Source organism: Vibrio owensii CAIM 1854 = LMG 25443 (genome assembly GCF_000817815.1).
In the GTDB taxonomy this organism is placed as follows: domain Bacteria; phylum Pseudomonadota; class Gammaproteobacteria; order Enterobacterales; family Vibrionaceae; genus Vibrio; species Vibrio owensii.
Map to the genome: position 1 here is coordinate 50,899 of NZ_JPRD01000040.1, position 15,243 is coordinate 66,141.

The following is a 15,243-nucleotide window of genomic DNA, read 5'->3' on the forward strand; positions in this document are numbered from 1 at the left end:
CATCTTAGGCTAAAATATGGTATAAAGCGCGCCGGAATCGAGGACTGTTCTCTTTACTTTTCATTAGAAGAGTAGCGAAGCAAGCTTCTTCCAATTAACTTTTATCTTTAAATCACACACATTCCGTCACATGTTCCGGGGTGCTGAGCAGAAGCTTGGTCGGAATTATGGGGGATGTGGAGGCCTAACCCCATAGAGGATTTTAAAATGGCAACTGTATCAATGCGCGATATGCTGAAAGCTGGTGTTCACTTCGGTCACCAAACTCGTTACTGGAACCCAAAAATGAAGCCATTCATCTTTGGTGCTCGTAACCGCGTTCACATCATCAACCTAGAAAAAACTGTACCAATGTTCAACGAAGCTCTAGCTGAACTAGCTAAAGTTGGCGAGAAGAAAGGTAAAGTTCTATTCGTAGGTACTAAGCGCGCTGCATCTGAAGCTGTTAAAGAAGCTGCAATCGCAAGCAACCAATACTACGTTAACAACCGTTGGTTGGGCGGCATGCTAACGAACTACAAAACAGTTCGTCAGTCTATCAAGCGTCTAAAAGATTTCGAAGCACAAGCACAAGACGGTACTTTCGAAAAACTAACTAAGAAAGAAGCTCTAATGCGTACTCGTGAAATGGAGAAGCTAGAGAAATCTCTTGGTGGTATCAAAGATATGGGCGGCCTACCAGACGCTCTATTCGTAATCGACGCTGATCACGAGCACATTGCAATTAAAGAAGCTAACAACCTAGGTATTCCAGTATACGCTGTGGTAGATACTAACTCTAACCCAGACGGCGTTGACTACATCATCCCAGGTAACGACGACGCGATCCGCGCAGTTCAACTATACCTAAACGCTGCAGCATCTGCAGTGTCTGAAGGTCGCAACAAAGACGTTGCAGCAGTTGCTGAAAAAGACGGTTTCGTAGAAGCTGAATAATAACGGCTCTGTGTCACACTTAGTCTATGTGAAACCTTGTTGTAGCATAGACTGAGTTATAGTTAGCAATGGGGGCCGACAATGTAGGCCCCTGTTTTTTACCTTATTTCGAATCAAACGAGGAATAGAGAATGGCAACTGTAACTGCTGCTCTAGTTAAAGAACTTCGCGAGCGCACTGGCGCTGGCATGATGGAATGTAAAAAAGCGCTTGTAGAAGCAAACGCTGACATCGAACTAGCAATTGAAAACATGCGTAAATCAGGCGCAGCGAAAGCAGCTAAAAAAGCTGGTAACGTTGCAGCTGAAGGCGCAATCATCATCAAAGAAGAAAACGGCGTTGCTGTTCTTCTTGAAGTTAACTGCCAAACTGACTTCGTTGCTAAAGACGGTAACTTCACTGCATTCGCAGACAAAGTAGCACTTGACGCTCTAGCGACTAAAGCTACTGCTGAAGAGCTAGTTGCTAAGTTCGAAGAAGAGCGCGTAGCTCTAGTTGCTAAAATCGGCGAAAACATCAACATCCGTCGCGTTGCTTACGTTGAAGGTACTGCAATCGCTTCTTACCGTCACGGCGAGAAAATCGGTGTTGTTGTTGCTGGTGAAGGCGACGCAGAAACTCTTAAGCACGTTGCAATGCACGTTGCTGCTTCTAAGCCTGAGTTCGTTAACCCAGAAGACGTACCAGCTGACGTAGTTGCTAAAGAGAAAGAAGTTCAAGTTGAAATCGCTATGAACGAAGGCAAGCCACAAGAGATCGCTGAGAAGATGGTTATCGGCCGCATGAAGAAATTCACTGGCGAAATCTCTCTAACTGGTCAAGCTTTCATCATGGAACCTAAGAAATCTGTTGGCGAAATGCTAAAAGAGAAAGGTGCTTCTGTTGCTACATTCGTTCGCCTAGAAGTAGGTGAAGGTATCGAGAAAGCAGCTGAAATGAGCTTCGCTGAAGAAGTAGCACTAGCTCAAAAAGGTTAATCCTTAGCGACTTGTGTAAATATTAGACCGTAGCCTAGGCTGCGGTCTTTTTACGAAAAGAGCGGGCAAAATTAGCCGTGATGAATAGCTATAAGTGACCTTGTGTCTATTCATGACTGTTAATCGACAACTCTCTTTGGAAGGTAAACTCCATGACTACGAACCCTAAACCAGCATATCAACGTATTCTATTAAAACTAAGTGGTGAAGCTCTTCAAGGTGAAGAAGGTTTTGGTATTGATCCAGCGGTTCTTGACCGTATGGCTCAAGAAGTGAAAGAGCTGGTTGAACTGGGTGTTCAAGTTGGTGTGGTAATCGGCGGTGGTAACCTGTTCCGTGGTGCAGGTCTTGCAGAAGCGGGTATGAACCGCGTAGTAGGCGACCACATGGGTATGCTTGCAACAGTAATGAACGGTCTAGCAATGCGTGACGCACTTCACCGTGCTTATGTAAACGCTCGCGTAATGTCTGCAATTCCGCTAAAAGGTGTGTGTGACGATTACAACTGGGCAGACGCTATCCGCGAACTTCGCCAAGGCCGTGTAGTTATCTTCTCTGCAGGTACTGGTAACCCATTCTTCACTACAGATTCAGCAGCGTGTCTACGCGGTATCGAAATCGAAGCTGACGTAGTTCTAAAAGCAACGAAAGTTGATGGTGTATTTACTGCTGACCCAGTAGCAAACCCAGACGCAGAGCTGTATGATAAGCTATCTTACACTGAAATTCTGGATAAAGAATTGAAAGTAATGGACTTGGCTGCGTTCACACTTGCTCGTGACCACAAAATGCCAATCCGCGTATTTAACATGAATAAGCCAGGCGCACTACGTCGCGTGGTAATGGGTGAAGCTGAAGGCACGTTGATCTGCGCTGACGCGTAAATCTCAACGCCATTCAACAAGAGATATTGGATGGCGTTTCGCTTTGCTTAAGCCCTTTAAGCTTTCTTCATGAAAGATGACATTTTTAAGGTGAAACCGTGATTAACGAAATCAATAAAGACGCGCAAGAGCGCATGGACAAAAGCGTTGAAGCGCTAAAGAACAACCTTTCTAAAGTTCGTACTGGCCGCGCACACCCAAGCCTACTATCTGGTATCTCTGTAGAGTACTACGGTGCGCCGACTCCTCTTAACCAAGTAGCGAACGTTGTTGCTGAAGACGCACGTACTCTAGCAATTACTGTATTCGACAAAGAGCTAACTCAAAAAGTTGAGAAAGCGATCATGATGTCTGACCTTGGTCTAAACCCAATGTCTGCTGGCACAATCATCCGCGTTCCACTTCCACCGCTAACGGAAGAGCGTCGTAAAGACCTAGTTAAGATCGTTCGTGGTGAAGCTGAAGGCGCACGTGTTGCTGTTCGTAACATCCGTCGTGACGCAAACAGCGACCTAAAAGGTCTTCTAAAAGATAAAGAAATCTCTGAAGACGAAGATCGTAAAGCACAAGACGAAATTCAAAAACTGACTGACGTAGCAGTTAAGAAGATCGACGAAGTTCTTGCTGCTAAAGAAAAAGAGTTGATGGAAGTTTAATACTCCCACCTACATCACTGTTGGAAAACGCTGTGCTCACAGTGCAGCGTTTTTTTGTGTTAATCTATCCAACTGATGGAACTCAATTAACTCCCTATGCAAAATTCTCAAGCCTTCTCTGATTCCCTCCCTAAACATATTGCCATCATTATGGACGGTAATGGTCGTTGGGCTAAGTCCAAAGGAAAACCTCGCGTATTCGGTCATAAAAAAGGCGTTAATGCCGTTCGTAAGACCGTCGCTGCTGCTTCTAAACTCGGTATTAAAGCCATGACGTTGTTCGCTTTCAGTAGTGAAAACTGGCGTCGTCCGGAGGAAGAAGTGGGTCTCCTGATGGAGCTGTTCATTTCCGTGCTTTCTAGCGAAGTGAAAAAGCTGCATAAAAACAATCTGCGTTTGCGCGTTATTGGTGACACCAGCCGCTTTAGTGAGCGACTGCAAGGCAAAATCATCGAAGCAGAAGCACTCACCGCTGGCAATACGGGCATGGTGATTAACATTGCGGCTAACTATGGCGGTAAATGGGACATCACAGAGGCGGCAAAAACGTTGGCGTTAAAAGCGCGTAACGGTGAAATCCGTGTAGAGGATATCAATGAGCAGTTAATTACCCAGCATTTAACGATGGCAGATCTCCCTGAAGTGGATCTTTTGATCCGTACAAGTGGTGAGTGTCGCATCAGTAACTTTATGCTGTGGCAAATGGCGTATGCTGAAATGTACTTTACTCCGGAGTACTGGCCAGAGTTTGATGAAGACAGCTTAGTAGAGGCTGTGACTTGGTTTATTAACCGAGAGCGTCGCTTTGGTTGTACTGGCGAGCAAGTAAAGGCATTGATGGCTGCTCAATAAGGACTAGTTAGTTTGAAACAGAGAATAATAACAGCACTAATTTTAGCTCCCCTTGTAATTTTAGGTATTTTTAAATTACCCCTAATCGGCTTCATTATCGCTTTGACTGCGATTACGCTATTAGGTTTTTGGGAGTGGACCCAGTTTACAGAAAGCAATTCACGCATCGCTGCGCTAGTACCAGCCGTTGTCGTAACCGGACTCAGTTTTCTATTCATCTCGCCAGATGCGGCAAGCCTTAACCAACTAGCAACTCCACACTACACAGTGTTAGCGCTCGGTTTTGCATGGTGGATTATCGCAAGTGGGATGGCCATTACTTACCCTAAAACCACCAATCTGTGGCAAAACAGTAAAGCACTGCGTCATGTGTTTGGTTTTCTAACTTTGATCCCTTTCCTTTGGAGTGTGATCATCCTTAGAGCTTCTGATATTTCAGTAGATCCATACCACGGCGCAAAACTTGTGCTGTACGTTTGCTTCTTGGTATGGGCTGCAGACAGTGGCGCTTACTTTGCTGGTAAAAGCATGGGTAAACGTAAAATGGCGCCACATGTTAGTCCAAACAAGACTATCGAAGGTTTGATTGGCGGCATCATTGCAGCATTAATTGTTGGATGGTTGTTCGCAGGTTGGTTTGACATTCAATTTACCAGCCCAATTCACATGGTAATCATCACACTGATTACAGTTGTGATTTCTGTTCTTGGTGATCTAGTAGAAAGCATGTTCAAACGTGTTTCTGGCATCAAAGACAGCAGTAACATCATTCCAGGGCACGGCGGCATTCTCGACCGTATTGATAGCCTAACGGCTGCATTCCCAGTATTTGCTCTTCTTTACTACGTATTCTAATTTATCGGGAGCGGCGTCGTCGCTCCTGAGTTTTTCTAACGGTCTTACATCATGCAAAAGTTAACGATTCTTGGTGCAACAGGCTCAATCGGTGCAAGCACACTTAAAGTGGTTGAACAAAACCCTGAGCTGTTTTCTATCGTCGCATTGGCGGCAAGCACGAACGTTGAAAAGATGGTCGCACTTTGCCGTAAATGGCAACCTAAATACGCTGTAATGGCGGATAAAGCGGCGGCTGTGGCGCTTAAGTCAGAGTTGGCTTCAGTGTCTCCTCGTACAGAAGTGTTGGGTGGTGTTGATGCGCTTTGCCATGTGTCTGCCCTAGAAGAAGTCGACAGCGTGATGGCGGCTATCGTTGGTGCGGCAGGTCTGCTTCCAACCATGGCAGCGGTAAAAGCTGGCAAGCGTGTTCTCCTTGCTAACAAAGAAGCACTGGTGATGTCTGGGCAACTGTTTATCGATGCAGTTGAAGAGCACGGCGCGGAGCTACTTCCAGTAGACAGCGAACACAACGCGATCTTCCAGTGTTTACCTCAAGAAGTTCAAACCAACCTAGGTCGCTGTAACCTAGAAGAGCACGGCATTTCATCTATCCTGCTTACTGGTTCTGGTGGTCCATTCCGCTACACAGATATCGCTGATCTTGAGAGTGTTACTCCTGCACAGGCAATCGCTCATCCTAACTGGTCGATGGGACCTAAGATCTCGGTTGATTCTGCAACCATGATGAACAAAGGTCTTGAGTACATTGAAGCAAAATGGCTGTTTAATGCGGCTCGCGAACAGCTGAAAGTGATCATTCACCCTCAGTCGGTGATTCACTCAATGGTGCAATACCGAGACGGTTCCGTTTTAGCACAAATGGGTGAACCCGATATGGCAACGCCGATTGCACTGACCATGTCTTACCCATCTCGTGTGAATGCTGGTGTGAAACCACTCGATTTTACTCAAGTGGGTGAGTTGACGTTCCTTCAACCCGATTTTGCACGCTACCCTTGTTTGAAGCTAGCGATTGATGCTTGTTACGAAGGTCAACATGCTACAACCGCTCTGAATGCAGCAAACGAAGTCGCTGTTGATGCTTTCTTGAATAACCGTCTTGGTTTCACTGATATCGCTCGCATCAATGAATCAGTTTTGAACAAAATCACTGCAAGCCATAAAAGTGAGAATGTGAATAGCTTGGAAAGCTTGATAGAGCTAGATAGAATGTCACGAACTATCGCCTTAGAATTTTTACGCGAGCGTAGCTAATGACTGGTATTTTGTGGAATTTGGTTTCTTTTATCGTTGCACTGGGCATCTTGGTGGCCGTGCACGAGTATGGTCACTTTTGGGTTGCGCGTCGTTGCGGTGTAAAAGTTGAAAAGTTTTCTATCGGTTTCGGTAAGTCTATTTGGAGCAAAGTAGGCAAAGACGGAACTGAGTACAGCATCTCGATGATTCCGCTAGGTGGTTACGTCAAGATGGTGGACAGCCGTGTTGACGAAGTGCCTGAGCACGAAAAGCATTTGGCGTTTGACCAAAAGCCACTGTGGAAACGTACGTCGATTGTGGCAGCGGGTCCTATCTTTAATTTCCTGTTTGCTATTGTTGCCTACTGGTTGGTTTTCCTGATTGGAGTACCAGCAGTGAAGCCGGTAATTGGTGAAGTTACGCCCAATTCAATCATTGCAGAAGCAGGAATTGAATCAGGGATGGAACTAAAATCCATCTCAGGTATCAAAACTCCGGACTGGGAATCAGTCAACATGGGATTAGTTTCCCACATTGGTGATGATTCGATGACAGTAACGCTTTCTTCGGCTAATGAAGTAGGCTCGGAAGTCACGAAGACACTTGATATCCGTGATTGGAAATTTGATCCAGAAACACAATCTGCGATGCAATCGCTAGGCTTCAAACCTTACACTCCAGAGATTTATACGGAGTTGGCACAGGTAAGTGAAGGTGGTGCCGCTGAACAAGCAGGCCTACAAGCTGGCGATAAAATCATCGAGATTAATGGTGATAAGATTTCTAAGTGGGATGAAGTGGTTGAAGCCATTCGTTCTAACCCAGAAACGCCAATTGACCTGACGGTGTTACGTCAAGGTGAAGAGCAATCTTTCACATTGACTCCAGGTAGTCGTGAGCTAGCTAACAAAGAAACGGTTGGCTTCGCGGGTATCGCACCTGAAGTCGCAGAATGGCCAGAAAGTTATCGCTTCGAATTACAGTTTGGTGTATTCGAGTCTATTGGCAAAGCGATTGACAAAACTGGTCAAGTTATTGGACTTACCATCAGTATGCTTAAGAAACTGATTGTAGGTGACGTTGGTCTGAACAATTTGAGCGGACCAATATCTATTGCCAAAGGAGCAGGGGCGACCGCAGACTATGGTCTGGTCTACTTTTTAGGTTTTCTAGCACTAATTAGTGTTAACCTAGGTATTATTAACCTCGTTCCTTTACCAATGTTGGATGGTGGGCATCTGCTGTTTTTTGCAATTGAAGCAGTCATCCGACGCCCAGTACCTGAGAAAGTACAGGAAATGGGCTATCGAATTGGTGGTGCGATTATCTTCTCGCTCATGGCGTTAGCGCTATTTAATGATTTTACTCGTCTGTGATAGTTCAGAGACAAAAGCAGTAGCAAGGAATAATTAGAACAAGTATGGCGATTAAGCGAATTCTGTTTGCAAGTTTACTGGCGACCAGTGTATCTGCAAACGGAGCAGAGAACTTTGTAGTTCAAGATATTGAAATCGATGGATTGCAGCGTGTGGCACTGGGTGCAGCGTTGCTGAAAATGCCTGTACGTGTCGGTGATACCGTTGACCAAGGCGATGTTGCAGAGATCATTCGCGCATTGTACGCATCGGGTAACTTCGAAGATGTGAAAGTGCTGCGTAATGGTGATGTTCTGGTTGTTCAAGTGAAAGAGCGTCCAACTATTGCGAGCATCTCATTCTCAGGCAACAAAGCAATCAAGGACGAGCAGCTACAAGAAAACCTGAATGCTTCTGGCGTTCGTGAAGGTGAAGCGCTTGACCGCACTACGCTGAGCAACATCGAAAAAGGTTTGGAAGACTTTTACTACAGTGTTGGTAAATACAACGCGACGGTAAAAGCGGTTGTTACTCCATTGCCTCGTAACCGTTCTGACTTGAAATTCGTCTTCACCGAAGGTGTATCGGCGAAAATTCAGCAAATCAACTTTATCGGCAATGAAGTCTTTTCTGATGAAGACCTTCTATCTCGTTTCAACCTAAACGTTGACGTGCCATGGTGGAACTTCCTAGCGGACGAAAAATACCAGAAGCAAGTTCTTGCTGGTGACATCGAAGCGCTGAAGTCTTACTACCTAGACCGTGGTTACCTGAAATTTAACGTTGATTCGACACAAGTGGCGATTTCTCCTGACAAAAAAGGCGTATACATTACCCTTGGTCTTGAAGAAGGCGACGTGTACACCGTTAAGGACGTGAAATTCCGCGGCAACCTAATTGGTGAAGAAGCAACGTTCGAAAAACTGGTTCCATTTGAAGACAACGAGACGTACAACGGCTCTCGCGTAACGTCAATGGAAGAAGGCATCAAGCGTGTGCTTGGTGAATCTGGCTATGCTTACCCACAAGTAAACACCATTCCTGAGTTTGACGACGAAAACAAACAAGTATCGCTTGTTGTGAACGTAGACCCAGGTAACCGTATTTACGTACGCGACATTCGCTTTACGGGTAACAACTCGACCAAAGACGAAGTTCTGCGTCGTGAAATGCGTCAGATGGAAGGCAGCTGGCTAAACTCGAAATCAATCGAAACGGGTAAAACGCGTCTAAACCGTCTGGGCTACTTCGAAAACGTAGAAGTACAAACGGTACGTGTTCCTGGCAGCGATGACCAAGTTGACCTAGTTTACTCTGTTAAAGAAGCGAACTCGGGCAGCGTGAACTTCGGTGTCGGTTACGGTACTGAATCGGGCGTGAGCTTCCAGGTTGGCCTACAGCAAGACAACTTTATTGGTAGTGGTAACCGCGTTGGTATTAACGCGATGATGAACGACTACCAGAAAAACGTGAGCTTGGACTACCGTGACCCTTACTGGAACCTAGATGGTGTAAGCTTGGGTGGTAAGATCTTCTACGACGAGTTCGAAGCATCTGAAGCGGGTATCGTTGACTATACCAACCAAAGTTACGGCGCAAGTTTGACATGGGGTTTCCCATTCGACGAACTGAACCGCTTTGAGTTTGGTGTTGGCTACACCCACAACAAGATCGGTAACTTGTCTCCTTACCTACAGGTAGAACAGTTCCTACAGGCGCAAGAGGACAACATTGACTCTAGCGGCGCGTTGAACACAAATGATTTTGACTTCAACATCTCATGGACACGTAACAACCTAAACCGTGGCTACTTCCCTACAGCGGGTAACCACCAACGTGCATTCTATAAGATGACCGTACCTGGCTCTGACGTTCAATACTTCAAGATGCAGTATGATGTTCGTCAATACGTTCCACTGACTAAGAAGCATGAATTCACGCTCTTGTTCCGTGGTCGTCTAGGTTATGGTAACGGTTATGGTCAAACGGATGGTAACGATAACTTGTTCCCATTCTACGAAAACTACTACGCGGGTGGTTTTACAACACTACGTGGTTTCGGCTCGAATACCGTAGGTCCGAAAGCGGTTTATCGTGACTACTCAGGCTCGAACAACGGTGCTGATACTGCAACAGACGATTCTGTTGGTGGTAACGCGGTTGCGTTGGCAAGCCTTGAGTTGATTGTTCCAACACCATTTGCTTCTGACGAAGTTCGTAACCAAATTCGTACCAGTATCTTCTTCGATATGGCGAGTGTTTGGGATACGGAATTCGATTACCGTAGCTCAGGTGCGGAATACGGCGACCGTTACTACTACGATTACTCAGATCCAACCAACTACCGCTCTTCTTACGGTGCGGCGTTGCAATGGATGTCTCCAATGGGGCCTCTAGTATTCTCGCTAGCGAAACCAATTAAGAAATATGATGGCGACGATGAAGAGTTCTTCACGTTCACTATCGGTAGAACCTTCTAAAGAGGAAAATATTTTGAATAAAATGATCAAAGCAGCTGGCCTAGGCCTTCTAGTACTTAGCTCTTCAATGTTTGCTAACGCGGCTGAAGCTGCTCAGAAAATTGCTTATGTAAATACTGCTCAAGTTTTCCAAGCGCTTCCTCAACGCGAAGTAGTTCTACAAAAAATGCAGAAAGACTTTAAGAGCAAAGCAGATGAGCTGAAATCTATCCAAGCGCAAGCTAAGACTAAGATTGAAAAGCTACAACGTGATGGTGAGCTTCTAGGTCAAGACGAAGTTGAAAAACTACGTATCGACATCGCTAAACTAGACAGCGAGTACAAAGTGAAGGCACAAGCTCTAGAGAAAGCAAGTGCACGTCGCGAAGCTGAAGAGAAAGCGAAGCTATTCAAAACTATCCAAGACGCAGTGAAGAAAGTAGCAACTAAGAAAGGCTACGACATGGTAATCGACATCTCTTCACTTCAGTACGGTAAGCCAGAATACAACATCTCTGAAGACGTAATTAAAGCTCTAAAATAAGAAGTTATGAAGACATTAACATTAGCCGAGTTGGCGACAATTACCGGGGGTGAGCTATTTGGTGACGAGTCTCTCGTCGTAAGCCGTGTAGCTCCAATGGATAAAGCACAAGAAGGTGATATCACTTTCTTGTCTAACCCAAAATACGCAAAACACCTTTCTGAGTGTCAAGCAACGGTTGTGATGGTGAAAGCTGAACACAAAGACCAGTGTGTAGGTAATGCACTGGTTGTGGCTGACCCTTATGTTGCATTCGCTCGTGTTGTTCAAGCAATGGACACCACGCCGAAGCCTGCTGATGAGATCGCACCAAGTGCCGTCATAGCAGCAGACGTGAAGATGGGTACTAACGTAACAATCGGTGCAAACGCAGTGATTGAAACGGGTGTTGAACTAGGCGACAACGTAAGTATCGGCGCTGGTTGCTTTATCGGTAAGAACGCAAAGCTAGGTAACAACACCAAGCTTTGGGCTAATGTGACTATCTATCATGAAGTATCAATGGGCGATGACTGTCTGGTTCAATCTGGCACAGTCATTGGCTCTGATGGTTTCGGCTACGCTAACGACAAAGGCGAGTGGATTAAGATCCCTCAACTTGGCTCAGTGCGTATCGGTAACCGCGTTGAGATTGGTGCATGTACTACGATTGACCGTGGTGCACTTGAAGACACCATTATCGAAGACAACGTAATTCTTGATAACCAGCTTCAAATCGCTCATAACGTGCAGATCGGATATGGTACCGTGATGCCAGGTGGTACTATTGTCGCTGGCAGTACCAAAATTGGTAAATACTGTCAGATCGGCGGCGCGTCGGTTCTTAACGGACATATCACGATTGCAGATGGTGTAGCTATCACCGGTATGGGCATGGTTATGCGCAGTATCGAAGAGAAAGGCTTGTATTCGTCAGGTATTCCACTGCAAACGAACCGAGAGTGGCGTAAAACGGCAACTCGAGTTCATCGCATTGACGATATGAACAAACGCCTGAAAGCTGTTGAGAAACAGCTGGAACCGAAAGAAGAATCTTAGTTCCATAATTCTGAACAAAGACTCGCGAAATGCGGGTCTTTTTCTTCTATAATGACGCGCTATAAGTAGATTTATCACCAAGCTGGTATACACTTTGCAGGCATTTCCTGATTAAGTGGCTTTTGCCGCTGCCTTGCCATCTTGGTTGTTGAGTATTGATATAGGAAGACGACTTTGACTACTGAAAAGAAAACGATGAACATCTCTGAAATTCAAGAGCTACTACCTCATCGCTACCCATTCTTATTGATCGACCGAGTGATTGACTTCCAAGAAGAGAAGTACCTTCACGCGATTAAAAACGTGTCGGTTAACGAACCTCAGTTCACAGGTCACTTTCCACAATTGCCAGTTTTCCCAGGTGTTCTTATTCTGGAAGCGATGGCGCAGGCGACAGGCTTACTTGCATTTAAATCATTTGGTGCGCCAACTGAAAACGAACTGTACTACTTTGCAAGTGTTGACGGTGCAAAATTCCGTAAACCAGTAGTACCAGGCGATCAAATGATAATTGAAGTAGAATTTTTGAAAGAGCGTCGCGGCATTGCTGCATTCAAAGGTGTAGCGAAGGTTGACGGCGAAGTAGTATGTTCAGCAGAGCTGAAGTGTGCTCGTCGAGAGTTTTAATATGATTCATGAAACCGCTAAAATCCACCCAGCTGCGGTGGTAGAAGAAGGCGCGAAAATTGGCGCTAACGTGACTGTTGGTCCATTCACTTACATCACCTCAACGGTAGAAATCGGTGAAGGTACTGAAGTGATGTCTCACGTAGTGATCAAAGGTCACACCACAATTGGTAAAGACAACCGCATTTTCCCACACGCTGTTATTGGTGAAGAAAACCAAGACAAGAAGTACGGTGGCGAAGATACAACAGTGGTTATCGGTGACCGCAACGTGATTCGTGAAGCGGTTCAGATTCACCGTGGTACGGTTCAAGACAAAGCGACAACAGTGATTGGTGATGACAACCTGCTTTGTGTAAATGCACACATCGCACACGACGTTATCGTTGGTAACCATACTCACATTGGTAACAATGCGATTCTTGGTGGTCACGTAACCGTTGATGATCATGCAGGTGTGATGGCGCTTTCTGCGATTCATCCGTTCTGTACGGTTGGCGCTTACGCATACGTTGGCGGCTGTTCTGCTGTTGTTCAAGACGTACCGGCATACGTACTTGCTCAAGGTAACCACGCAACACCATTTGGTTTGAACTTGGTAGGCTTGAAGCGTAACGGTTTCGAAAAACCAGAAATTCGTGCGCTACAAAAAGCGTACAAAGAAATCTACCGTTCAGGTAAGACGCTGGAAGAAGTGAAACCAATCTTAGCTGAAATGGCACAAGAGTGGCCGGCAGTGAAACGTTTCTCAGACATTCTGGAAACAACGGAACGTGGCATTATTCGTTAATCAACGAATGAGCGGTTAAATTGAAAAGATCGCGCCCAAATTGGGCTGCGGTCTTTTTGTGTTTTATGGATAACGGTTTGTACGCTGCAGATTGTGCGGCTACTGCGGTTTATGTGTCTACATAGTTTAAAACGTTACCCATAGCGCACAGGAAAAATAGCGAAGTAGATATGGAAAGACCATTACGTATCGGCATCATTGCCGGAGAATTGTCTGGCGACACGCTAGGTGAAGGCTTTATTAAGGCAGTAAAACAACAATACCCAGACGCAGAGTTTGTTGGTATTGGTGGCCCTAAGATGATCGCGCAAGGCTGTGAGTCTCTGTTCGATATGGAAGAACTTGCTGTAATGGGCCTAGTGGAAGTGCTAGGTCGCTTGCCAAGACTACTGAAAGTCAAAGCGCAACTTGTGAAGTATTTCACCGAGAATCCACCAGATGTTTTCATCGGAATTGACGCTCCAGATTTTAACTTGCGAGTTGAGCTAGACCTGAAAAATGCGGGCATTAAAACCGTGCATTACGTCAGTCCATCGGTTTGGGCTTGGCGTCAAAAGCGCATCTTCAATATTGAAGCCGCAACCAATCTGGTACTGGCATTCCTACCGTTTGAAAAAGCGTTCTACGACAAATTCAATGTACCTTGTGAATTCATTGGTCACACATTGGCAGATGCTATTCCACTGCAATCGGACAAAGCGCCTGCACGTGAACTGCTCGGTTTAGAGCAAGATAAACAATGGCTAGCGGTACTTCCGGGTAGCCGTGGCAGCGAGCTAAAAATGCTCTCTCAACCGTTTATTGAAACCTGTAAAAAGCTACATCAGAAATTCCCAGATCTTGGTTTTGTTGTTGCCTTGGTGAATCAAAAACGCCGTGAACAATTTGAGCAAGCGTGGAATGAGCATGCACCAGAGCTTGATTTCAAGTTGGTGGACGATACTGCACGCAACGTGATTACTGCTTCTGACGCGGTGATGTTAGCCTCGGGCACCGTAGCACTTGAATGTATGTTGCTTAAACGCCCAATGGTGGTGGGTTACCGTGTTAATGCTGTAACGGCATTCCTTGCTAAGCGACTATTGAAAACCAAATACGTGTCGCTGCCGAACATTTTGGCTGACACCGAACTTGTAAAAGAATACCTGCAAGAAGATTGCACGCCAGAAAACCTATTCAATGAAGTGTCTCGTTTATTAGAGAGTGACAACCGAGAAATGTTGGATAAGTTTACTGAAATGCATCATTGGATTCGTAAAGATGCGGATCAACAAGCCGCGAATGCGGTTCTAAAACTGATTAATAAATAGAGATTTACCATGGCTGTAAAACCAAAAACGACCAAAGCAAAAGTAGAACTACCACCGTTTGAATACCCGCAAGGCTATCAGCTGGTTGCGGGTGTCGATGAGGTAGGGCGTGGTCCTTTGGTGGGTGATGTTGTTACCGCAGCGGTCATCTTAGATCCAAACAACCCAATTGAAGGCTTAAACGATTCTAAAAAGCTGAGCGAGAAAAAACGCCTCGCATTGCTACCAGAAATCAAAGAGAAAGCCTTAGCATGGGCGGTAGGCCGTTGTTCTCCTGAAGAGATTGATGAGCTAAACATCCTGCAAGCGACCATGGTTGCCATGCAACGTGCAATTGCCGGCTTGAAGGTCCAGCCAGACTTAGTGCTTATCGATGGTAATCGCTGCCCGCAGTTGCCAATGGATTCTCAAGCCGTAGTGAAAGGCGACTTACGCGTAGCGGAAATCAGCGCGGCTTCTATCATTGCCAAAGTGGTTCGTGACCAAGAAATGGAAGAGTTGGATAAACAATATCCGCAATTTGGTTTTGCTAAGCACAAAGGTTATCCAACTAAAGCGCACTTTGAAGCGATTGAACAACATGGTGTGATCAGTGAACATCGTAAGAGCTTCAAACCCGTGAAGAAAGCGCTCGGCATCGAAGAATAAAGCAAAGTAATAGAATGGGCGTTTCGGTGTTATAAACCACGTCCGCTTTAGGTTAGAATCCCAATCAAGATAT

15 protein-coding genes are annotated in these 15,243 nt (G+C 45.6%); all 15 read left to right on the forward strand.

The annotated features are described in order from the left end of the window. Positions 1-207: 207 nt before the first annotated feature. The 15 genes from rpsB to rnhB all read left to right on the forward strand — a co-directional run bounded on the left by rpsB (position 208) and on the right by rnhB (position 15,170). Complete coding sequence (rpsB, locus tag H735_RS19650; protein ID WP_005529366.1) at positions 208-936, forward strand: 30S ribosomal protein S2; 729 nt, start codon at positions 208-210, stop codon at positions 934-936. A gap of 131 nt (positions 937-1,067) precedes the next feature. Further along, positions 1,068-1,913, forward strand: coding sequence for a translation elongation factor Ts (gene tsf, locus H735_RS19655; protein WP_005436775.1), 846 nt, complete (start codon positions 1,068-1,070; stop codon positions 1,911-1,913). Positions 1,914-2,065: 152 nt separating this feature from the next. Further along, on the forward strand, positions 2,066-2,797 hold the full coding sequence (gene pyrH / locus H735_RS19660; protein ID WP_005436777.1) for a UMP kinase: 732 nt from the start codon (positions 2,066-2,068) through the stop codon (positions 2,795-2,797). A gap of 98 nt (positions 2,798-2,895) precedes the next feature. Beyond that, positions 2,896-3,453: a ribosome recycling factor gene (frr, locus tag H735_RS19665; protein ID WP_005436779.1), complete on the forward strand. Its 558-nt coding sequence runs from the start codon at positions 2,896-2,898 to the stop codon at positions 3,451-3,453. 96 nt (positions 3,454-3,549) lie between these two features. Continuing rightward, positions 3,550-4,305 (forward strand): isoprenyl transferase, encoded by a 756-nt coding sequence (locus tag H735_RS19670; protein ID WP_005436781.1) that lies wholly within the window; start codon positions 3,550-3,552, stop codon positions 4,303-4,305. Positions 4,306-4,317: 12 nt separating this feature from the next. Further along, positions 4,318-5,160 carry a phosphatidate cytidylyltransferase gene (locus H735_RS19675; protein WP_005436782.1) on the forward strand — a complete coding sequence of 281 codons (843 nt, stop codon included), beginning with the start codon at positions 4,318-4,320 and terminating at the stop codon, positions 5,158-5,160. Between the two features lie 51 nt (positions 5,161-5,211). After that, positions 5,212-6,417 carry a 1-deoxy-D-xylulose-5-phosphate reductoisomerase gene (gene ispC, locus H735_RS19680; protein WP_020195494.1) on the forward strand — a complete coding sequence of 402 codons (1,206 nt, stop codon included), beginning with the start codon at positions 5,212-5,214 and terminating at the stop codon, positions 6,415-6,417. Beyond that, positions 6,417-7,775 carry a sigma E protease regulator RseP gene (gene rseP / locus H735_RS19685; RefSeq protein WP_020195495.1) on the forward strand — a complete coding sequence of 453 codons (1,359 nt, stop codon included), beginning with the start codon at positions 6,417-6,419 and terminating at the stop codon, positions 7,773-7,775. Before ispC ends, rseP begins: the two co-directional genes overlap by 1 nt. Positions 7,776-7,819: 44 nt before the next feature. Further along, on the forward strand, positions 7,820-10,234 hold the full coding sequence (gene bamA / locus H735_RS19690) for an outer membrane protein assembly factor BamA (RefSeq protein ID WP_009707420.1): 2,415 nt from the start codon (positions 7,820-7,822) through the stop codon (positions 10,232-10,234). 13 nt (positions 10,235-10,247) lie between these two features. Next, entirely contained in the window at positions 10,248-10,757 is a 510-nt protein-coding gene (locus H735_RS19695; protein ID WP_005529354.1) for an OmpH family outer membrane protein, read from the forward strand. Positions 10,758-10,763: 6 nt separating this feature from the next. Beyond that, complete coding sequence (gene lpxD, locus H735_RS19700) at positions 10,764-11,795, forward strand: UDP-3-O-(3-hydroxymyristoyl)glucosamine N-acyltransferase (RefSeq protein WP_005436787.1); 1,032 nt, start codon at positions 10,764-10,766, stop codon at positions 11,793-11,795. Between the two features lie 174 nt (positions 11,796-11,969). Next, positions 11,970-12,422, forward strand: coding sequence for a 3-hydroxyacyl-ACP dehydratase FabZ (gene fabZ, locus H735_RS19705; protein WP_009707417.1), 453 nt, complete (start codon positions 11,970-11,972; stop codon positions 12,420-12,422). 1 nt (position 12,423) lies between these two features. Beyond that, positions 12,424-13,212, forward strand: a complete 789-nt coding sequence (lpxA, locus tag H735_RS19710) for an acyl-ACP--UDP-N-acetylglucosamine O-acyltransferase (protein WP_009707416.1) — start codon at positions 12,424-12,426, stop codon at positions 13,210-13,212. A gap of 170 nt (positions 13,213-13,382) precedes the next feature. Further along, on the forward strand, positions 13,383-14,522 hold the full coding sequence (lpxB, locus tag H735_RS19715) for a lipid-A-disaccharide synthase (protein ID WP_020195497.1): 1,140 nt from the start codon (positions 13,383-13,385) through the stop codon (positions 14,520-14,522). Between the two features lie 9 nt (positions 14,523-14,531). Further along, positions 14,532-15,170: a ribonuclease HII gene (rnhB, locus tag H735_RS19720; RefSeq protein ID WP_020195498.1), complete on the forward strand. Its 639-nt coding sequence runs from the start codon at positions 14,532-14,534 to the stop codon at positions 15,168-15,170. Positions 15,171-15,243: the final 73 nt, after the last annotated feature.